This is a genomic window from Streptococcus sp. OH4692_COT-348, from assembly GCF_003859975.1.
Taxonomy (GTDB): domain Bacteria; phylum Bacillota; class Bacilli; order Lactobacillales; family Streptococcaceae; genus Streptococcus.
This window is the reverse complement of the sequence record NZ_RQZB01000015.1, coordinates 19,528-40,720: the sequence shown is the minus strand read 5'-3', so window position 1 is coordinate 40,720 and position 21,193 is coordinate 19,528. Positions and strand designations below refer to the sequence as shown.

The 21,193-nt window shown below is 41.0% G+C and carries 21 protein-coding genes; 20 read left to right on the top strand and 1 reads right to left on the bottom strand.

Going from position 1 to position 21,193, the window contains the following annotated elements; translation table 11 throughout:
* The first annotated feature begins 8 nt into the window (after nucleotides 1–8).
* The 13 genes from asnS to EII37_RS08555 all read left to right on the top strand — a co-directional run bounded on the left by asnS (nucleotide 9) and on the right by EII37_RS08555 (nucleotide 8,743).
* Complete coding sequence (asnS, locus tag EII37_RS08615) at nucleotides 9–1,352, top strand: asparagine--tRNA ligase (RefSeq protein ID WP_124788284.1); 1,344 nt, start codon at nucleotides 9–11, stop codon at nucleotides 1,350–1,352.
* Nucleotides 1,353–1,504: 152 nt separating this feature from the next.
* Nucleotides 1,505–1,795, top strand: a complete 291-nt coding sequence (gene rpsF / locus EII37_RS08610) for a 30S ribosomal protein S6 (RefSeq protein WP_001151778.1) — start codon at nucleotides 1,505–1,507, stop codon at nucleotides 1,793–1,795.
* An 11-nt stretch (nucleotides 1,796–1,806) separates the two neighbouring features.
* Nucleotides 1,807–2,277: a single-stranded DNA-binding protein SsbA gene (gene ssbA / locus EII37_RS08605; protein ID WP_000609606.1), complete on the top strand. Its 471-nt coding sequence runs from the start codon at nucleotides 1,807–1,809 to the stop codon at nucleotides 2,275–2,277.
* A gap of 31 nt (nucleotides 2,278–2,308) precedes the next feature.
* Nucleotides 2,309–2,548 (top strand): 30S ribosomal protein S18, encoded by a 240-nt coding sequence (gene rpsR, locus EII37_RS08600; RefSeq protein WP_000068664.1) that lies wholly within the window; start codon nucleotides 2,309–2,311, stop codon nucleotides 2,546–2,548.
* Nucleotides 2,549–2,772: 224 nt separating this feature from the next.
* A complete protein-coding gene (locus EII37_RS08595) occupies nucleotides 2,773–3,276 on the top strand; it encodes a GNAT family N-acetyltransferase (protein WP_124788283.1) in 504 nt (167 codons plus the stop codon).
* A 79-nt stretch (nucleotides 3,277–3,355) separates the two neighbouring features.
* Nucleotides 3,356–4,756: a bifunctional Cof-type HAD-IIB family hydrolase/peptidylprolyl isomerase gene (locus tag EII37_RS08590; protein ID WP_124788282.1), complete on the top strand. Its 1,401-nt coding sequence runs from the start codon at nucleotides 3,356–3,358 to the stop codon at nucleotides 4,754–4,756.
* Nucleotide 4,757: 1 nt separating this feature from the next.
* Nucleotides 4,758–5,120, top strand: a complete 363-nt coding sequence (locus EII37_RS08585; RefSeq protein WP_000689605.1) for a S1 RNA-binding domain-containing protein — start codon at nucleotides 4,758–4,760, stop codon at nucleotides 5,118–5,120.
* Between the two features lie 52 nt (nucleotides 5,121–5,172).
* Nucleotides 5,173–5,922 (top strand): tRNA1(Val) (adenine(37)-N6)-methyltransferase, encoded by a 750-nt coding sequence (locus EII37_RS08580; protein ID WP_124788281.1) that lies wholly within the window; start codon nucleotides 5,173–5,175, stop codon nucleotides 5,920–5,922.
* Entirely contained in the window at nucleotides 5,912–6,199 is a 288-nt protein-coding gene (locus EII37_RS08575) for a GIY-YIG nuclease family protein (protein WP_124788280.1), read from the top strand. The genes EII37_RS08580 and EII37_RS08575 overlap by 11 nt, the downstream gene beginning before the upstream one ends.
* An 82-nt stretch (nucleotides 6,200–6,281) precedes the next feature.
* Nucleotides 6,282–7,217, top strand: a complete 936-nt coding sequence (locus EII37_RS08570) for a manganese-dependent inorganic pyrophosphatase (RefSeq protein WP_124788279.1) — start codon at nucleotides 6,282–6,284, stop codon at nucleotides 7,215–7,217.
* Nucleotides 7,218–7,303: 86 nt separating this feature from the next.
* Nucleotides 7,304–7,816, top strand: coding sequence for a YiiX/YebB-like N1pC/P60 family cysteine hydrolase (locus EII37_RS08565; protein WP_000892236.1), 513 nt, complete (start codon nucleotides 7,304–7,306; stop codon nucleotides 7,814–7,816).
* The gene (locus EII37_RS08560; RefSeq protein WP_124788278.1) at nucleotides 7,800–8,450 is read left to right on the top strand and encodes a DUF1803 domain-containing protein; all 651 of its coding nucleotides are present in this window, start codon (nucleotides 7,800–7,802) and stop codon (nucleotides 8,448–8,450) included. The genes EII37_RS08565 and EII37_RS08560 overlap by 17 nt, the downstream gene beginning before the upstream one ends.
* Nucleotides 8,451–8,551: 101 nt before the next feature.
* Nucleotides 8,552–8,743 (top strand): CsbD family protein, encoded by a 192-nt coding sequence (locus tag EII37_RS08555; protein WP_000051184.1) that lies wholly within the window; start codon nucleotides 8,552–8,554, stop codon nucleotides 8,741–8,743.
* A 47-nt stretch (nucleotides 8,744–8,790) separates the two neighbouring features.
* Here EII37_RS08555 and EII37_RS08550 read toward each other — a convergent pair whose 3' ends face one another.
* Entirely contained in the window at nucleotides 8,791–10,236 is a 1,446-nt protein-coding gene (locus EII37_RS08550) for a UDP-N-acetylmuramoyl-L-alanyl-D-glutamate--L-lysine ligase (RefSeq protein ID WP_124788277.1), read from the bottom strand.
* A gap of 105 nt (nucleotides 10,237–10,341) precedes the next feature.
* Here EII37_RS08550 and EII37_RS08545 point away from each other — a divergent pair, with 105 nt between their 5' ends.
* From EII37_RS08545 to EII37_RS08510, 7 genes are all read left to right on the top strand, one after another.
* Nucleotides 10,342–11,967, top strand: coding sequence for a polysaccharide biosynthesis protein (locus EII37_RS08545; protein ID WP_124788276.1), 1,626 nt, complete (start codon nucleotides 10,342–10,344; stop codon nucleotides 11,965–11,967).
* Between the two features lie 201 nt (nucleotides 11,968–12,168).
* Entirely contained in the window at nucleotides 12,169–14,127 is a 1,959-nt protein-coding gene (locus EII37_RS08540) for a peptide ABC transporter substrate-binding protein (protein ID WP_124788275.1), read from the top strand.
* Between the two features lie 318 nt (nucleotides 14,128–14,445).
* Complete coding sequence (locus tag EII37_RS08535; RefSeq protein WP_124788274.1) at nucleotides 14,446–14,901, top strand: hypothetical protein; 456 nt, start codon at nucleotides 14,446–14,448, stop codon at nucleotides 14,899–14,901.
* A gap of 165 nt (nucleotides 14,902–15,066) precedes the next feature.
* Entirely contained in the window at nucleotides 15,067–16,161 is a 1,095-nt protein-coding gene (locus tag EII37_RS08525; protein ID WP_124788272.1) for a cystathionine gamma-synthase, read from the top strand.
* Nucleotides 16,162–16,168: 7 nt separating this feature from the next.
* Nucleotides 16,169–17,335, top strand: a complete 1,167-nt coding sequence (locus tag EII37_RS08520) for a MalY/PatB family protein (RefSeq protein ID WP_124788271.1) — start codon at nucleotides 16,169–16,171, stop codon at nucleotides 17,333–17,335.
* A gap of 92 nt (nucleotides 17,336–17,427) precedes the next feature.
* A complete protein-coding gene (locus EII37_RS08515; protein WP_124788270.1) occupies nucleotides 17,428–20,526 on the top strand; it encodes a DEAD/DEAH box helicase in 3,099 nt (1,032 codons plus the stop codon).
* 47 nt (nucleotides 20,527–20,573) lie between these two features.
* Complete coding sequence (locus EII37_RS08510) at nucleotides 20,574–21,191, top strand: cystathionine gamma-synthase (protein ID WP_124788269.1); 618 nt, start codon at nucleotides 20,574–20,576, stop codon at nucleotides 21,189–21,191.
* Nucleotides 21,192–21,193 lie beyond the last annotated feature (2 nt).

The window sequence follows — 21,193 nt, the reverse complement described above, 5'->3', positions numbered from 1 at the left end:
GAAAAATAATGACAAAACGTATAACGATTATTGATGTAAAAGACTATGTTGGTCAGGAAGTGACGATTGGCGCTTGGGTTGCCAATAAATCAGGAAAAGGGAAAATTGCCTTCTTGCAATTGCGTGACGGAACAGCCTTTTTCCAAGGTGTGGCTTTTAAACCAAACTTTGTAGAGAAATTTGGTGAAGAAGTAGGACTTGAAAAGTTTGATGTTATCAAACGCTTGAGCCAAGAAACGTCTGTTTATGTGACAGGAATTGTCAAAGAAGACGAACGTTCTAAGTTTGGTTATGAGCTTGATATCACAGATATCGAAGTGATTGGTGAATCTCAAGACTACCCAATCACACCAAAAGAACATGGAACAGACTTCTTGATGGACAACCGTCACTTGTGGCTCCGTTCTCGTAAGCAAGTAGCGGTGATGCAAATCCGTAACGCGATTATCTATGCAACTTATGAATTCTTTGACAAGAACGGCTTCATGAAGTTTGATAGCCCAATTCTCTCAGGAAATGCGGCGGAAGACTCAACTGAACTCTTTGAAACGGACTACTTCGGAACGCCAGCCTACTTGAGCCAATCCGGTCAGCTTTACCTAGAAGCAGGTGCTATGGCTCTTGGTCGTGTGTTTGACTTTGGTCCAGTATTCCGTGCTGAAAAATCAAAAACACGCCGTCACTTGACTGAGTTCTGGATGATGGATGCAGAATACTCATACTTGACACACGATGAGTCACTTGACTTGCAAGAAGCTTATGTAAAAGCTCTTCTTCAAGGTGTTCTTGATCGTGCTCCTCAAGCCTTGGAAACTTTGGAACGTGATACAGAGCTCTTGAAACGCTATATTGCAGAGCCATTCAAACGCATCACTTACGATCAAGCAATTGACCTCTTGCAAGAGCATGAAAATGATGAAGACGCTGACTACGAGCATCTTGAGCATGGAGATGACTTTGGTTCACCACATGAAACTTGGATTTCAAACCACTTTGGTGTGCCAACTTTTGTTATGAACTATCCAGCAGCCATCAAGGCCTTCTACATGAAACCAGTTCCTGGAAATCCAGAGCGCGTGCTTTGTGCAGACTTGCTTGCCCCAGAAGGTTACGGAGAAATCATCGGTGGATCTATGCGTGAGGAAGACTACGATGCATTAGTTGCTAAGATGGATGAACTTGGCATGGATCGTACTGAGTATGAATTCTACCTTGATCTTCGTAAATACGGTACAGTACCACACGGAGGATTTGGTATCGGTATTGAGCGTATGGTAACCTTCGCAGCAGGTACAAAACACATCCGTGAAGCCATTCCGTTCCCACGTATGTTGCACCGTATCAAACCGTAAGAATAGGAAAACGCCCATGTGGCGTTTTTTCGCATTTCAGAGTTTTTACTTGCGTAAAAAATTGTTTTCTAGTATAATAGTTTATTGTGAGCGAACCTCACTTACCCCTTGCAAAGTCTTGGGGTCATTAGACCAAAAGGAGGAACATATCAATGGCTAAATACGAAATTCTTTATATTATTCGTCCAAACATTGAAGAAGAAGCTAAAAACGCTTTGGTAGCACGTTTTGACTCTATTTTGACTGACAACGGTGCAACTGTTGTTGAATCAAAATCTTGGGAAAAACGCCGTCTTGCATACGAAATCAAAGATTTCCGTGAAGGACTTTACCACATCGTTAACGTTGAAGCAAACGACGACGCAGCTCTTAAAGAGTTTGACCGTCTTTCAAAAATCAACGCTGACATTCTTCGTCACATGATCGTCAAAACTGACGCGTAAGAAGGTAAACTATGATTAACAATGTTGTACTTGTAGGGCGTATGACACGTGACGCTGAGTTGCGTTATACCCCATCAAATGTAGCAGTTGCGACTTTTACTCTTGCAGTAAACCGTACATTTAAGAGTCAAAATGGCGAACGTGAGGCTGATTTCATCAATGTCGTTATGTGGCGCCAACAGGCTGAAAACCTTGCTAATTGGGCTAAAAAAGGCTCACTTATCGGGGTGACAGGCCGTATTCAGACTCGTAGTTACGATAACCAGCAAGGACAACGTGTCTACGTGACAGAGGTCGTGGCTGAGAATTTCCAAATGTTGGAAAGCCGTAGTGTGCGTGAGGGTCACACAGGTGGAGCTTATTCTGCACCAACTGCAAACTATTCAGCGCCTACAAATTCAGTACCAGACTTTTCACGTGATGAAAATCCATTTGGAGCAACAAATCCATTGGATATTTCAGATGATGATTTACCATTCTAATGGACAACTAAAATTATAAAGGAGAAAAAACATGGCTCAACAACGTCGTGGCGGATTCAAACGCCGTAAAAAAGTTGATTACATCGCAGCAAACAAAATTGAATATGTTGATTACAAAGATACTGAGCTTCTTAGCCGTTTCGTTTCAGAACGTGGGAAAATCCTTCCTCGTCGTGTAACAGGAACTTCAGCTAAAAACCAACGTAAAGTAACAACAGCTATCAAACGCGCTCGCGTAATGGCTTTGATGCCTTTCGTAAACGAAGATTAAAAAAAGGGGTCCAGTGGACCTCTTTTTCATGAGCTCGGAAATAAGAAAGCGAATTGAGACCCGGGTGGGTCTTTTTTTCACGAGCCTTGAAATGAAAGAGCGAGTTTGGGTCCGAGTGGACCTCTTTTTCAGACCCGGTTGGGTCTTTTTTTCACGAGATAGTTTTTTTATGACCTTGGCGTGCTATAATGATAATAGAAAGAGTACAGGTGGGTAAGTCAAAGATGAATTGTACGATTAGAAATATGATTAAGTCTGATATTGCATCCTTATCTCATGGATTTATGAATCAAGGTTGGCCTGGTAGAGAGGAAATTTTGGCTAGATATTTTCTGGAACAGAAAAGTGGGGAGAGAGAAGTCTTAGTTGCAGAGATTGATGGTGCTGTAGCAGGCTACGTTACCATTTTGCCCTCTGCTAAACATGGTCCTTTTGCAGAAGTCTATCCAGAATTATCAGATTTTAATGTGTTTGAGCCTTTTCGAAATCAAGGGATTGGGAATCAACTGCTAGAAGAAGCAGAAAAACGAGTCAAGTTTGTTTCGAGTAAGGTCACTCTTGGTGTAGGTTTGCACTTGGGGTATGGTCCTGCCCAGAGATTATATATTAAACGAGGCTATATTCCAGATGGGACAGGTGTGTGGTATAGAAATAAACCGCTAGAAATGGGTGCAAGTTGTCAAAATGATAATGATTTAGTTTTATACTTATCCAAGGACTTACAATAAAACTGGAAACTTTTTGAAAATAGGGGATTTAGCTACTTTATGGTATAATGGAAAGAGTTAGATTGAAAGAGGTAGTGAGATGGATGCCAAATTAAGATACAAGGCAAAGAAAATCAAGATTGTCTTTTTTGATATTGATGATACATTGCGAAATTCTAAGACTGGTTTTATTCCAGCTTCAATCCCAACTGTTTTTAAGCAATTACGTGAGAAAGGAATTTTGACAGGTATTGCTTCTGGGCGAGGGATTTTTGGTGTCGTTCCGGAGATTCGTGAGCTCAAACCTGACTTTTTTGTAACCTTAAATGGGGCCTACATCGAAGATAAAAAAGGTCAGGTTATTTATCAACATCAGATTGAGAAGTTAGATGTTGAGGAGTATATCTCTTGGGCCAAGCAAGAGGGAATTGAGTATGGTTTGGTTGGGAGTCATGATGCCAAGTTGTCGACTCGCACCGATATGATTAGTGAAGCGATTAATCCAATTTACCCTGATTTGGATGTAGATCCTGATTTTCATGAAAAAGAAGATATCTATCAAATGTGGACTTTTGAAGATAAAGGAGATGACTTGCACTTGCCTGACAGTCTCTCTGATAAACTTCGCATGGTTCGTTGGCATCAACATTCGTCTGATATTGTGCCGATTTCAGGCTCCAAAGCGACGGGGGTGGAAAAGGTTGTGGAACACCTTGGCTTGAAACCAGACAACGTCATGGTTTTTGGAGATGGGCTGAATGACTTGGAACTCTTTGATTATGCTGGAATCAGCGTTGCAATGGGAATTTCTCATGATAACATCAAAGAAAAAGCAGATTATATTACAAAAACATTAGAAGAAGATGGCATTTTTGATGCCTTAGAAGGATTTGGTATGGTAGAAAAGGAATTGCATTTCCCACAAGTAGATATTGAAACAGTAGAAGGTCCTCTTGCGACCATTAAAACCAATCACGGAGACTTGCGTATCAAGCTCTTCCCTGAACATGCTCCTAAAACAGTGGCTAACTTTGTTGCTCTTTCAAAAGATGGCTATTATGATGGTGTTATTTTCCACCGTATTATCAAGGACTTTATGATTCAAGGTGGAGACCCAACTGGTACTGGTATGGGTGGCGAGTCAATCTACGGCGAATCATTTGAGGATGAATTCTCAGAAGAACTTTACAATGTCCGTGGTGCCCTTTCTATGGCCAATGCTGGTCCAAATACCAACGGTAGCCAGTTCTTTATCGTGCAAAATCAACATTTGCCTTATTCTAAGAAAGAAATTGCTCGTGGTGGTTGGCCAGAACCAATCGCAGAAATCTATGCCAACCAAGGTGGAACTCCTCATTTAGACCGCCGTCATACTGTTTTTGGTCAGCTAGCTGATGAAGCGTCTTACGCTGTCTTGGATGCCATTGCTTCTGTTGAGACAGGGGCTATGGACAAGCCAGTTGAAGATGTCGTGATTGAAACAATTGAAATCGAGGACTAAGATGAAAATCGGTGATAAGCTAAAGGGTCGTATTACAGGGATTCAGCCCTACGGTGCCTTTGTTGAGCTAGAGACGGGTGATACGGGGCTGATTCACATTTCAGAGATTCGGACAGGCTTTATTGAAAATATCCAAGAGGCCTTGAAAGTCGATGAAGAGGTTCAAGTTCAAGTAGTGGATTTAGATGAATTTACAGGGAAAGCCAGTCTTTCTATCCGCACTTTGGAGGAAGAAAAGCACCAGTTTCCGAGACGGAGACGCTTTTCAAGTGACCGTTTTAACTACGGCTTCGCTCCTCTCAAACGAATGATGCCAATTTGGACCAAGGAAGCCCTTCAACATTTGAAGAATCAGAAGCACTAGTTAGAAATCTCTATCTTTTGTAATGTTAATATAAATTTGCTATAATATGACCATGGAAGAAGAACAATTATTAAAATCAGGAGAGCGTATTAACCAGCTCTTTTCGACAGATATTAAAATCATTCAAAATAGAGAGGTTTTTAGCTATTCGGTGGATAGTGTTCTCTTGTCACGTTTTCCACGTTTTCCTAAAAAGGGCTTGATAGTGGATTTTTGCGCTGGAAATGGAGCAGTGGGGCTATTTGCTAGCACTCGGACTCATGCACAGATTTTGGCTGTTGAGATTCAGGAGCGTTTGGCAGATATGGCTGAACGCTCTGTCCGTTTGAATGGTTTGGAAGAGCAGATGGAGGTCATCTGTGATGATTTGAAAAATATGCCTGCTTACATTCAGGGAAGTAAGGTGGATATGATTTTGTGTAATCCACCCTATTTCAAGGTGGATCCTCATTCCAACTTGAACGAGAGTGAACATTATCTCTTGGCGCGACATGAAATCACGACCAATTTGCAGGAAATCTGTCGTAGTGCTCAGAGTATTCTCAAATCCAATGGGCGCTTGGCTATGGTTCATCGTCCTGATCGACTTCTGGATATTTTGGATACGTTACAACGGCATAATCTAGCCCCTAAGCGCCTGCAGTTTGTTTATCCAAAAAGAGAAAAGGAAGCCAATATGCTTTTGATTGAGGCTATCAAGGATGGGTCGACAAGTGGCTTTAAGGTCTTGCCGCCTCTCATTGTTCACAATGATGATGGCTCTTATACACCTGAACTTGAAGAGATTTATTATGGATCATAAGGCTTATATGTACGTACTGGAGTGTCGTGACGGATCCTACTATACAGGCTATACGACTGATGTGATGAGACGCCTCGCTGTCCACAATAGTGGGAAGGGAGCCAAATACACACGAGCACGCTTGCCAGTCAAACTTATCTATGCTCAAGGTTTTGCCAGTAAGGAAGAAGCCATGTCAGCTGAAGCCCTTCTCAAGCGTAAGAAGAGGCAACAGAAGGAAAGATTTTTATCTGAAAATCAAGATAGAAATTTACTCAGTTATTTTGAAGAATCGTGAGGAGTCCTTTGACTCCTCTTACTTTTGTCAAAAAGTGAAAAAAATGCTACAATAAAGAGAATAAATAAAATGAGGTATTATCATGTCTAAGATTCTAGTATTTGGTCACCAAAATCCAGACTCAGATGCCATCGGTTCATCTGTAGCCTTTGCCTACCTTGCAAAAGAAGCTTACGGTTTGGATACGGAAGCTGTTGCCCTTGGAACTCCAAATGAAGAAACAGCCTTTGTCTTGAACTATTTTGGTGTGGAAGCACCGCGTGTTATCACTTCTGCCAAAGCAGAAGGAGCAGAGCAAGTTATCCTGACTGACCACAATGAATTCCAACAATCTGTATCAGATATCGCTGAAGTAGAAGTTTACGGTGTTGTAGACCACCACCGTGTGTCTAATTTTGAAACTGCAAGCCCACTCTACATGCGTTTGGAGCCAGTTGGTTCAGCGTCTTCAATCGTTTATCGTATGTTCAAAGAACATGGTGTGGCTGTGCCTAAAGAGATTGCTGGTTTGATGCTTTCAGGTTTGATTTCAGATACTCTTCTTTTGAAATCACCAACAACACACCCAACAGATACAGTCATTGCTCCTGAATTGGCTGAATTAGCTGGTGTAAACTTGGAGGAATATGGTTTAGCTATGTTGAAAGCTGGTACCAACTTGGCTAGCAAATCTGCTGAAGAATTGATTGACATCGATGCTAAAACTTTTGAATTGAACGGAAATAATGTCCGTGTTGCCCAAGTAAACACAGTTGACATCGCTGAAGTATTGGAACGCCAAGCAGAAATTGAAGCTGCAATGCAAGCTGCCAACACAGCAAACGGCTACTCTGACTTTGTCTTGATGATTACAGATATCGTCAACTCAAACTCAGAAATTTTGGCTCTTGGTGCCAATATGGACAAGGTCGAAGCGGCTTTCAACTTCAAACTTGAAAACAACCATGCTTTCCTTGCTGGTGCTGTTTCACGTAAGAAACAAGTGGTACCTCAATTGACTGAAAGCTTCAATGCTTAAGATTTTGAGTGTCAATTCAAATTAGAAAAGGCTAGTTTGCCTTATATCGAAAGGAGTTTCGGCTCCTTTTTTTCTAGGAGTGAAGCATGTTAGAAAATGGCGATTTGATTTTTGTGAGAGATGAGTCAGATATGGGACAGGCCATCCAGACTTCCACAGGCAACTATAACCATGTTGCCATTTGTTTGGATGGGATGATTTATCACGCTAGTGGACAGGCTGGTGTGGTCTGTCAAGAACCGGCAGACTTCTTTGAGCCCAATCACTTGTACGACCTCTATGTTTACCCAGAAATGGAGATCCAGTCGATGAAGGAAAGAGCTTGCAAACATCTAGGAAAACCCTACAATGCTTCTTTCTATCCAGATGGAGTTGGTTTTTACTGTTCCCAGTACATGGCAGAAATCCTACCGATTTTTGAGACCATACCTATGAAATTTGGAGATGGGGAGCAGGAGATTAGTGATTTTTGGAGAGAGTATTATAGAGAACTAGGTTTGCCCGTTCCTCTGAACCAAGCTGGGACCAATCCCAGTCAGTTGGCAGCATCGCCTCTGTTAGAATGTAAGGAAAGGAATCTTCATGATTCAGATTTTTAATCCATCTCGTTTGACGAGACAGCCATTTTTTGGAGAATTGATCCGCTATCTGGACCAGCATGATGATGTTATTTTGAGAGAAATTAAGGCTCAATTTCCAGATGTGGCAGTTGATAAACTCATGGAAGAGTATATAAAGGCTGGTTTGATTCGTCGGGAAAATAAGCGTTATTACCTTAATCTTCCCATGCTTGAATCACTAGATAGTCTTGAACTGGATCAAGAGATTTTTGTCAGCGAAGCTAGTCCGGTCTATCAAACCTTGTTAGAGCAGAGGTTTGAGACAGAATTACGCAATCAAACCAATGCTGCTATTTTAGTTGAAAATACGGACTTTGCGAGATCAAAAATGACCCTGTCCAATTATTTCTACAAGGTCAAACATCAGTATCCTTTGACAGAAAAACAGCAGGATCTCTATGACATTTTGGGAGATGTCAATCCTGAGTATGCTCTCAAATATATGACGACTTTTTTGTTGAAATTTCTCAAAAAAGACCAGCTTATGCAGAAACGCCGTGATATCTTTGTGGACAGTTTAGTTGTCCTAGGTTATATTGTCCAAAATGAAGATGGAAAGTATGAGTTGGCTATCGATTTGGATAAGGAAAGATTAACTTTATACTTGGCCTGATTTCTTGTTTCTGAGCACATTGTTTGACTTTCCTTAGTATTCGGTATAAACTATATGTAACCGGTAACACATATCGGAATAAAATTAAAGGAGACAATCATATGTCACTTGAAAACAAATTGGAACAAGCAACAGGTGCTATCAAAGAAGGATTTGGTAAAGTTACTGGAGATAGCAAGACTGAAGCAGAAGGCGCTGTAGAAAAGACAGTTGCTAAGGCAAAAGAAGTAGTTGAAGATGCTAAAGGTGCTGTAGAAGGTGCCGTTGAAGGTTTGAAAAACGCTTTTAAATAAAGATAGAAAAAATCAAGGGTTTCATTTCCCTTGATTTTTTTACTATCTTATAAATAATTTTCTGCGACGGCTGCATCTCCAGAATAGGCTTCTTTCTTGCCTTGGACGATTTGGTAGCAATCGGCTCCCTTACCGGCGATAATAACTGCATCTAATTCGTGATTTGTGATAGCCATAGCTGCCTTGATGGCTTCTTGGCGATCTGCAATTTTTTCAACAGGATGATTGATGTAGCTACTAATTTCATCTGCAATGGCCATTGGGTCCTCATAGTTGGGGTCATCAGCAGTCAGAAAGACTTGAATCTCAGGATGTTGATTAAGGAGGAGGCCAAAGTCCTTACGACGGCTTTCTCCTTTATTTCCTGTCGAACCCAGAACCAGAGCAATTTTTCCAGTTTGATGAGTTTCAACCACATTGATGAGTTTTTTCAGACTGTCACCATTGTGGGCATAGTCGATGAAGACCTTGGCTCCATTTTTCTGCGTGAGGACTTCCATACGACCAGGAACGCGGGTTGCAGCGATACCTTTTTTGATGTCCTCAAGACTAGCTCCGAGACGGAGGCAAGCAAGTCCAGCAGCAACGGCATTTTCTTGATTGAAGTAGCCAATGAGTTGGATATCATAATCTCCAGCGAGTTTACCCGTAGCTGAAAAGCTAAAGGCTTTGGAATTCTCGATTTGGTTATCAGACTGGCTACCGTAGAAATCATGGTCTTGATTTTCCACCTGTTCTTTTAGTACAGAGAAGTGGTCCATGTCACTGTTAATGATGACTGCTCGGCTATTTTTCATCAAGAGACGCTTGTGGTAGAAGTAGTCTTCAAAGCTAGGGTGTTCAATCGGGCCGATATGGTCGGGGCTGATATTGAGGAAAACTCCCACATCAAAGGTTAGACCATAGACACGTTTGACCAGATAGGCCTGACTGGATACTTCCATGATGAGGTGAGTACGGCCATTTTGCACAGCTTGATTCATCATGTCAAAGAGATCGATACTCTCAGGGGTTGTCAATGCAGACTTAAAGAAAGTCTTGCCATCTAAAGTTGTGTTCATAGTTGACAACATAGCAGGTCGATGCCCTTGAGATAAGATGTTATAGGCGAAATATGCTGCTGTTGTCTTACCCTTGGTTCCAGTGAAGGCAAGGAGTTTGAGTTTTTTCTGTGGATTTCCATAAAATTCCATGGCAATCAAACTCATGGCTTTCTTGATATCACTGACGATGATAGCAGGAATACCAACTTCATAATCTTTTTCAGCCACATACCAACCGAGGCCTTGAGAGATGGCAGAAATCAGGAATTCCTTCTTAAAGGCAGCACCCTTGACGAAAAAGAGGCTCTTCTCTTTGGCCTTGCGGCTATCATAGCAGATGGTGTCAAATACGACATGGCTGTAGTTGTAGTGATAATGTCCTTGGTCGATAATCTCACGGAAGAGACCATCGTTCTTTAAAATATCTAATACGGTTTCAATCTTAATCATACTTTCTATTGTAAACCGAAAGTCGTAAATTTACAAGTGACAAGGAAAAGTTTATAATGGAAGATGAGGAGTTTTTCCTAGTTATTAAAATCAAATGAGGAATCTATGTCTAACGAAAACAATCACCAGCAGGCCCAGATGTTACGAGGGACTGCTTGGCTAACGGCTAGTAATTTTATCAGTCGCCTACTCGGGGCCATTTATATTATACCCTGGTATATCTGGATGGGGTCTTATGCGGCTACAGCAAATGGTCTCTTTACAATGGGCTACAATATCTATGCCTGGTTCTTGCTGGTTTCAACAGCAGGTATTCCGGTTGCGGTGGCTAAGCAAGTAGCCAAGTACAATACCATGCGAGAAGAAGAGCATAGCTTTGCCCTGATTCGGAGCTTTTTAGGCTTTATGACGGGACTTGGTCTGGTCTTTGCACTAGTCTTGTATGTCTTTGCTCCTTGGCTAGCAGACTTATCGGGTGTGGGGAAAGACTTGATCCCCATTATGCAGAGCTTGGCTTGGGCGGTCTTGATTTTCCCATCTATGAGTGTTATCCGAGGTTTCTTTCAAGGAATGAATAACCTGAAACCTTATGCTATGAGCCAAATTGCTGAACAGGTCATTCGTGTAATCTGGATGCTCTTGGCTACCTTTATGATTATGAAAATGGGCTCAGGAGATTATCTAGCAGCGGTTACCCAATCCACCTTTGCTGCCTTTGTTGGCATGGTAGCCAGTTTTGCAGTTTTGATCTATTTCCTTGCCAAAGAAGGATTACTTAAAAGAGTCCTTGAAACAGGAGATAAGATTAATAGTAAGCGTCTTTTGATCGATACCATTAAGGAAGCCATTCCTTTTATCCTGACAGGGTCTGCTATCCAGCTCTTCCAGATTTTGGACCAGATGACCTTTATCAATAGTATGAGTTGGTTTACCAACTATAGTAATGAAGACTTGGTTGTCATGTTTTCTTATTTCTCAGCTAATCCTAATAAAATCACTATGATTTTGATTTCTGTTGGGGTTTCGATTGGGAGTGTAGGCTTGCCACTTTTGACTGAAAACTATGTCAAGGGAGACTTGAAGGCGGCTTCTCGTCTAGTTCAGGACAGCATTACCATGCTTTTCTTATTCCTGCTGCCTGCAACGGTTGGAGTAGTCATGGTAGGAGAACCTCTCTATACTGTCTTCTATGGCAAGCCAGATAGTTTGGCCATGGGCTTATTTGTCTTTGCAGTTTTGCAGTCTACTATTTTAGGCTTGTACATGGTCTTGTCTCCCATGCTTCAAGCCATGTTCCGAAATCGTAAGGCAGTTCTCTATTTTATCTATGGTTCCATTGCCAAGCTGGTCTTGCAACTTCCAACCATCGCTCTCTTCCACAGTTACGGGCCTTTGATTTCAACAACCATCGGTCTCATTATTCCTAATGTCTTGATGTATCGGGATATTTGTAAGGTAACAGGTGTTAAGCGCAAGGTGATTTTGAAGCGAACCATTTTAATCAGTTTGTTAACACTTGTTATGTTCATCAGTGTAGGTGCCATACAGTGGATACTGGGATTTGTTTTCCAACCAAGTGGACGTTTGTGGAGCTTCCTTTATGTAGCCCTTGTCGGTGCCATGGGTGGAGGAGTTTACGGAGTCATGAGTCTTCGTACCCGTCTATTGGACAAGGTGATTGGACAAGCCCAAGCTAATCGCCTACGAGCAAAATTAAGAATTTCTCAATAATTTTTTATAAATAAAAGGGATAATTTGAACATTTCTATCATGAAATGCTTAAATTATTCTCTTTTTTATTATTTTGTAGAATGATAACTAAAATTTGTAGATGGTAATTTTATTTTTCTTAAATTTTACTTAAAAAACCATTGACTAAATAAAACTCAAGTTGTATAATAAGACAAATATTTAAATCAGGAGGTTCTGGAGATGAAAAAGTCTAAAGCCAAGTATGCAGCACTTGCAGGTGTCGTGTTAAGTGCAGGTATTTTATTAAGCGCGTGTGGAAATTCTAGCACAGGGTCAAAAACATACAATTATGTTTATTCAAGCGATCCATCTAGTTTGAATTATCTAGCAGAAAACCGTGCCACTACCAATGATATTGTGACTAATCTAGTAGATGGTCTCATGGAAAATGACCAATATGGGAACTATATTCCATCCTTGGCAGAGGATTGGAGCGTTTCTCAAGACGGTTTGACCTATACCTACAAACTGCGTAAAGATGCTAAATGGTATACTGCAGATGGAGATGAATATGCTCCAGTAACTGCCCAAGATTTTGTTACTGGGTTAAAATACGCTGCTGATAAAAAATCAGAAGCCTTGTACTTGGTGCAAGAATCCGTTGCTGGTTTAGATGACTATATCACTGGTAAAACAAGCGACTTTTCAACTGTTGGAGTTAAGGCTCTTGATGACCAGACAGTTCAATATACTTTGACTCGACCAGAACCTTACTGGAACTCAAAAACAACTTCAACGATTCTATTCCCTGTTAATGCGGAATTCTTGAAATCAAAAGGTGATGATTTTGGAACAGTTGATCCTTCAAGTATTTTGTACAATGGACCTTTCTTGATGAAATCCTTTGTTTCAAAATCTGTCATTGAATTCAAGAAAAATCCTAACTACTGGGATGCTAAAAATGTCTTTGTAGATGATGTGAAATTGGCCTATTATGATGGTAGTGACCAAGATGCACTGGCTCGTAACTTTGTGGAAGGTGCTTATAGCTATGCTCGTCTTTATCCAAATAGTTCAAGTTTTGAAGGAATTAAAGAAAAGAATAAGGACAATATCATTTATAGTTTACAAGATGCTACTTCTTACTTCTTAAACTTTAACCTTGATAGAAAATCTTATCAATTTACTTCAAAAACAAGTGATGCTGAAAAGAAATCGACTCAGGAAGCGGTTCTTAATAAAAACTTCCGTCAAGCTATTAATTTTGCCTATGATCGTACAGCTTATGGGGCTCAATCTCAAGGAGAAGATGGTGCAACTAAGATTTTGCGTAACCTAGTAGTCCCACCAACATTTGTAAGTATCAATGGAAAAGACTTTGGTGAAGTAGTAGCCTCTAAGATGGTCAATTATGGTAAAGAATGGCAAGGAATCAACTTTGCGGATGCTCAGGATCCATACTACAATGCTGAAAAAGCTAAAGCCAAATTTGCAGAAGCTAAGAAAGAACTCCAAGCTAAAGGAGTTCAATTCCCTATCCACTTGGACATGACAGTTGACCAAGCTGCTAAAAAGAATGTCCAAGAGGCAAATTCTATGAAACAATCTATTGAAGCAGCCTTAGGTGCAGAGAACGTTGTAATTGATATTCAACAACTTTCTACTGAAGACTATGACAATACAAGCTATTTGGCTCAGACAGCAGCTCAGAAGGATTATGATCTTTACAACGGTGGTTGGGGATCTGACTATCAAGATCCATCAACTTATCTTGATATTTTCAATGTGAAGAGCGGTGGAGTGTTGCAAAATCTGGGTATAGAGCCTGGTGAATCTAATGATAAGGCTAAGGCTGTTGGACTGGATGTCTACACTCAAATGTTGGAAGAAGCCAATAAGGAACAAGATCTTGCAAAACGCTATGAAAAGTATGCTGAGATCCAAGCTTGGTTGGTAGATAGCGCTTTAGCGATTCCAAATATTTCTAAGGGTGGAACACCAGTATTGAGAAAAACAGTTCCTTTCTCAGAACCATATTCATTAGCTGGTAATAAAGGAATCGAATCCTATAAATACCTCAAAGTACAAGATAAAACAGTCACAAAAGAGGAATATGAAAAAGCCAAAGAAAAATGGCTGAAAGAAAAAGAAGAATCCAATAAAAAAGCCCAAGAAGAATTGGCAAAACATGTCAAATAAGGATTTTTCCAGAAAAAACGATGGTTTCAAGGAAACTGTCGTTTTTTTATAGAGTAATGGCGAATTTTGGAAGGAAAGTGCTTACGTTTTTTAAATCGTTTATCAAATTTATGATATAATGAATATAATAAAAGTTGTGAAAAGCTATTTTTTTAAATCCTCTTCCAGTGTTAACTGAAGTATACACATGCTAGGATGATTTTATTGGAGGGATGCCATCTACTGGAAAAGTAAGATAAAACGCAACAAATGATAAGTTCTTCTTTTATGTGAAGAGTTCTTATCTGCCTATTTACTAATAGTTATGGAGGTATCATCATGGGCGCTATTATGGAGTTTGCAACAGAAAAACAGATTGCATCATTTCTCTCAACTTGTCATATTGAAGGGCAAAAGAATTTTCTGATGACTTTTAAGAAAAAGACATGGTTGAAATCCTTTATTGATTTCTTCATTGTAGGAGGAGCCTACTATGTTCAGTCGAGTGTGAAGCCTAAGATTCTGGCATTCACACCTAAGGGAATCTACTTGATGGACATCAGTGATGTAACTGAAAAGCGTTTTAATCACGTCGTAGGGATGCCTTGGAATCAAGTTAAAGATTTTACTTATAAGACAGTCTTGAATACAGTTAGGCTGAACTGGAACTATCAAAATGAATCCTTTATTTTTTCTGTGGATGTTGGTCAGGTTAGTCAGCGTGTGGGCCAATATCGATTTAACAAAGATCATTATGACTATTTAGCTCAACACGATTTCTTTCGGTCTAAGTAAGCCCTAGCAAGGATTTTCACAAAAGAATCTGGAATATTTTCTGGATTCTTTTTTAACTTTATTCGATAAGTGTATAGCTTGAAACTATAACCAGCTCTTGAAAAGAAGAAAATGAGTTGATGAAAATAAGTGGTACAATAGTTACTATAGATTTGGAGGAATTGTATGAGCAAGGAATTACACATTAACACAATTTTGGCCCAGGCAGGCATTAAGTCAGATGAGGCGACAGGAGCTTTGGTGACACCGCTTCATTTTTCAACGACCTATCAGCATCCAGAGTTTGGTCGATCTACTGGGTTTGACTATACACGCACTAAAAACCCAACTCGTAGTAAGGCTGAGGAAGTCTTGGCATCTATTGAGTCAGCAGACTATGCCCTAGCTACTAGCTCAGGAATGTCAGCTATTGTACTGGCCTTTAGCGTCTTTCCAGTAGGAAGTAAGGTCTTGGCTGTCCGTGACCTTTACGGTGGCTCTTTCCGCTGGTTCAACCAAGTGGAGCAGGAAGGCCGTTTCCATTTTACCTATGCCAATACAGAAGAAGAGCTGATTGGCGAGTTGGAGAAGGATGTGGATGTTCTCTATATTGAAACGCCAACCAATCCCTTGATGTTGGAATTTGATATTGAGAAACTAGCAAAATTGGCTCATGCTAGGGGTGCCAAAGTGGTGGTGGACAATACCTTCTACAGTCCTATCTACCAACGCCCGATTGAAGACGGAGCAGATATCGTTCTGCATTCAGCAACCAAGTATCTGGCAGGCCACAATGATGTCTTGGCTGGAGTGGTTGTGACCAATAGTTTAGAACTATACGAGAAACTTTTCTACAATCTCAATACGACAGGGGCAGTCTTGTCGCCATTTGACAGTTATCAATTGATTCGTGGTCTCAAGACATTGTCTCTCCGTATGGAGCGCTCAACAGCTAATGCCCAAGAAGTGGTTGCCTTTTTGAAGGATTCTCCAGCAGTTAAGGAAGTTCTCTACACTGGTCGTGGGGGTATGATTTCCTTTAAAGTAGCGGATGAAACACGCATTCCTCATATCTTGAACAGCCTCAAGGTCTTCTCTTTTGCGGAAAGTTTGGGTGGAGTGGAAAGTCTTATCACCTATCCAACAACGCAAACTCACGCTGATATTCCAGCAGAAGTGCGCCATTCTTATGGTTTGACAGATGACCTTTTGCGTTTGTCAATTGGGATTGAAGATGCTAGAGATTTGATTGCAGATTTGCGCCAAGCATTGGAAGGATAAGATAGATATGGGAAAATATGATTTTACAAGCCTGCCCAATCGTTTTGGGCACCATACCTATAAATGGAAAGAGGCAGAAGCTGACCGAGAAGTTCTACCAGCCTGGATAGCAGATATGGACTTTGTGGTTTTGCCTGAGGTTCGACAAGCTGTACAAGCCTACGCAGATCAGTTGGTCTATGGCTATACTTATGCTAGTGATGATTTGATTGAGTCGGTTCAGGACTGGGAAGCTACACAACACGGCTATCACTTTGACAAGGATGCCCTCGTCTTTATAGAGGGAGTGGTACCAGCTATTTCAACAGCTATTCAAGCCTTTACAAAAGAAGGAGAGGCTGTTCTGATTAACACACCGGTCTATCCACCTTTTGCCCGCAGTGTCAAACTCAACAATCGCAGATTGATTACCAATTCTTTGGTGGAAAAGGACGGGCTGTTTGAGATTGACTTTGACCAACTGGAGAAGGATTTGGTAGAAGAGGATGTCAAACTCTATATCCTCTGCAACCCCCACAATCCTGGTGGACGTGTTTGGGAAAAGGAAGTGTTGGAGAAGATTGGCCAACTCTGTCAAAAACATGGTGTTTTGTTGGTTTCTGATGAGATTCACCAAGATTTAGCCCTCTTTGGTCACAAGCATCATTCTTTCAATACCATCAATCCTGACTTTAAAGAATTTGCTATCGTCTTAAGCAGTGCCACTAAAACCTTTAATATTGCAGGGACAAAAAATTCCTATGCAGTCATTGAAAATACTAAGCTGAGAGTGGCTTACCAGAAACGCCAGTTGGCTAATAATCAGCATGAAATTTCAGGTTTGGGTTATTTGGCGACAGAAGCTGCCTATCGCTATGGGAAGGATTGGTTAGAGGAACTCAAGCAAGTCTTTGAAGACCATATTAATTATGTGGTAGATTTATTTGGAAAAGAAACCAACATCAAGGTCATGAAACCGCAAGGAACCTACTTGATTTGGCTTGATTTTTCAGCCTATGACCTGACTGATGAAAGATTGCAAGAGCTTTTGAGAAATGAAGCCAAGGTTATCCTCAACCGTGGTTTGGATTTTGGAGAGGAAGGAAGTCTCCATGCCCGCCTCAATGTAGCCATGCCTAAATCTTTGTTGCAAGAAGTGTGTCAGCGAATTGTGACGACTTTTGCCAAACGTTAAAAACCCAGCCTTCTAGGAGAAAAGTATCCCTAGAAGGCTATTTTCATAGGGGAAAATATGGTATAATAAAAAGATAAGGTAAAGGTAAAAATATGGCTAAATTGATTCCGGGGAAAGTCCGTATCGAAGGCGTTGCCCTTTATGAAACTGGTAAGGTTGATATCATCAAGGAAAAGAACAATCGCCTCTACGCTCGCGTTGCAGAAGAAGAACTGCGCTATAGTTTAGAGGATGATTTGGTTTTTTGTGCTTGCGATTTTTTCCAAAAGAGGGGCTACTGTGTGCATTTGGCAGCTCTGGAGCATTTTCTAAAAAATGATGAGCGTGGTCAGGAAATCTTGCAGGGGCTGGAAGAAGGTCATGAAGAAAAAGAGGCCGTTGAAACCAAGGTGACCTTGGGTGGAAAATTTTTGGACCGAATCTTATCTCCAAAATCAGACCGAGCCTATGAGTTATCGGCTGTAGGTCAGGTGGAAGCAGGAACCAATCGTATCTTGTGGACGCTGAGAATCGGGCAAATTAATAGTCAAAAATACTATGTCATTCGGGATATTCCACTCTTTTTAAAAGTTATCGAGAAGAGAAAACCTTATATGATTGGTAAAACTTATGAGGAGTCTCTATCTTGGGAAGCCTTTAATGAGGAAAGTCAAGAGCTTTTGACTTTCTTACGCGGACTAATGGAGGAAGGACAGGCTTCAGATCTCTTTTTCCAAAACCAAGGTCGACACCTCTTTTTTCCTCAGACCTTTTTTGAGCAGGGTGTGAATTTACTGATGGCCTTGCCCCATTTTCAATTTGACCATCAAGTGGATAGCTACCAAATCCTACTTTTTAAGGATTTGCATGCTGATGCCAATCTATTCGCCTTTACAGTAACAGAATACTCGGATTATTTTGAAATGGAAATCAGTGAGAGTCCAAGGGTCAATGTCTTTTATCAGGGAGCTGTGCTTTTCCATAAAGGACAGGTTTATTTTCTAACAGACCAGCAGATGCGTCTTCTCAAGGAAATCAAAGCGCTACCTTTGGATCAACATGGAAAGAAATACCTGCAATTTGATAGCAGTGACAGAGATAAGTTGGCTTCTTGTCTAACGCTCTTTGGCCAGATGGGCACCGTTTTAGCTCCTGAACGTTTACAAATTAAATCCTTTGCACCCTCTTTTTACTTTGACAGGGAAGAGGATAATCGGATTCGTTTAAAAATTCAGTTTGATTATGGAAATAGACAGGTATCTAGCCGACAAGAGTTAGAAGAATTACCATTTTCGAGTGATGCTGACTTAGAAGAAAGAATTTTCCAAGTCTGTTTGGCTGCTGGATTTGAAGCAGACTTTCAATCTTGGCGTCAGGCCTTAAAAGCGGAGTCTGTCTATCATTTCTTCCACGAAATCATTCCAGTATTTGAAAAACTCGGGAATGTTGATTTATCAGACAAGTTAGAAGAACTCTATAACCTAGCAAGCCCTCAAGTGCAGATTGCTTCCAAGGGAGGTCTCTTGGAAATTCAGTTTGATTTTCAAGATATTGCCCAGGAGGAAATCGACCAAGCCATGCAGGCCTTGGTTACCAATCAAGATTTTTACATTGATGCGTCTAATCAAGTCTACTTTTTCGATGAAGAAACCAAGAAAATTCGCCAAAATCTACAGGAACTGGGGCAGCTTGAATTAAAAGATGGGGCTTTGCAGGCTCGAAAACCCTTGGCCTACAGTTTAGCTCATCTTTTTGAAGGGCGTGACCGTGTTTCTTTTTCACAAGAATTTCAGAATCTGGCCCACGATTTGACGCATCCAGAGGATTTTCCTCGACAGGCAACTCAGGTTAAGGCTGATTTACGAGATTATCAGGAAAAGGGAATCGGCTGGCTGCAGATGCTCCATCATTATGGTTTTGGTGGGATTTTGGCTGATGATATGGGACTTGGTAAAACCCTGCAGACCATTGCTTTTTTGACCAGTCAAGTGACAAAAGAAAGTCGGGTTTTGATTTTAGCTCCGTCAGGTTTGATTTACAACTGGGCGGATGAATTTCAGAAATTTGCTCCACAGTTAGATGTGGCTGTTGTTCATGGCTTGAAAGCTAGTCGTGAAGAGATTCTTGCTGAAAGCCATCAAATCTATGTGACTAGTTATGCTACCTTCCGTCAGGACAGTGAGCTTTATAAGGGGATGTCCTTTGACTTCCTTTTCTTAGATGAAGCTCAGGTCATGAAGAACGCCCAGACCAAGATTGCCCAGACCTTGAGACAATTTGTGGTGCCGTCAGTTTTTGCTCTATCAGGGACTCCGATTGAAAACAATCTGGGTGAGCTGTGGTCTATTTTCCAAATCGTCATGCCAGGACTTTTGCCAAGCAAGAAAGAATTTATGAAATTACCAGCTGAGCGCGTTGCTCAGTTTATCAAACCTTTCGTGATGCGACGCAAGAAAGAAGAAGTTCTGACTGAATTGCCAGACTTGATTGAAGTGGTTTATAAGAATGAACTGGAAGACCAGCAAAAGGCTATCTACCTAGCCCAGTTACAACAGATGCGTGACCGTCTAGCTCAAGTTTCAGATCAGGAATTCCAGCGAAGTCGGGTGGAGATCTTATCTGGTCTGATGCGTTTGCGTCAAATTTGTGACACTCCTGCCCTTTTTATGGAAGATTATCAGGGAGCCAGTGGCAAACTGGATAGTCTTCGAGATCTTCTGGTCCAGGTGGCAGAAGGTGGACACCGTGTCTTGATTTTCTCGCAGTTCAAGGGAATGTTGGAGAAAATTGAACAAGAACTGCCAGACTTGGGCATGACATCCTTTAAAATTACGGGTTCAACCCCAGCCAAGGAAAGACAAGACATGACCAAGGCCTTTAATCAAGGAGAAAGAGATGCCTTTCTGATTTCTCTTAAGGCTGGTGGTGTCGGTCTGAACCTGACAGGTGCTGATACAGTGATTTTGGTTGACCTTTGGTGGAATCCTGCGGTGGAAGCGCAAGCTATTGGCCGTGCCCATCGAATGGGTCAGGAAGAAACGGTTGAGGTCTATCGCTTGGTGACCAAGGGAACCATTGAAGAAAAAATTCAGGAACTCCAAGAACAAAAGAAACATCTGGTGTCACAAGTATTGGATGGAACAGAGTCACGTGGCAGTCTGACCCTAGCAGAAATTAGAGAAATTTTGGGAATTTCTGAAGCCAGCACTTGAAAAATCAAGACAATACGCTATAATGAAGTGTTGAAAGGAAATAGAAAATGAGAGAAGAACGATTTCCATTGGTGTCAGATGATGAGGTCATACTGACTGAAATGCCAGTCATGAACTTGTACGATGAATCTGATTTTATCAGTAATATCAAGGGAGAATACCGTGATAAGAATTATCTGGAGTGGGCCCCTATTACTGAAGAAAAACCAGCAAAACCGATTGAAAAGCCAGTAGAGAAACCTAAGAAGTCTGGTTTAGGAGTTAAAAAAGAAGGAAAGAGCTATGCAGAGGTGGCGCGTGAAGAAGCGCGTGCGGATTTGAAAAAGAAACGCTCAGCAAGTTATCTGACTAAGGATATTACTCCTACAAGACGCCATTCTCAGCCAAGTCTGGTTAGACAGGGCAATCAACCTACCGCGCCTTTCCAAAAGGAAAATCCTGGTGAATTTGTCAAATATAGTCAAAAATTGACCCAGTCTCATTACATCTTGGCGGAAGAAGTGAGCAATATTTCGACTCAAGCTGAGCCAAAAGAAACTTCAGGTCCAAAGAAAAATAATTATGATTTTCTGAAGAAGAGCCAAATCTACAATAAAAAAAGTAAACAAACAGAACAAGAACGTCGGGTTGCCCAAGAGTTGAATCTGACCAGAATTACAGAATAGGG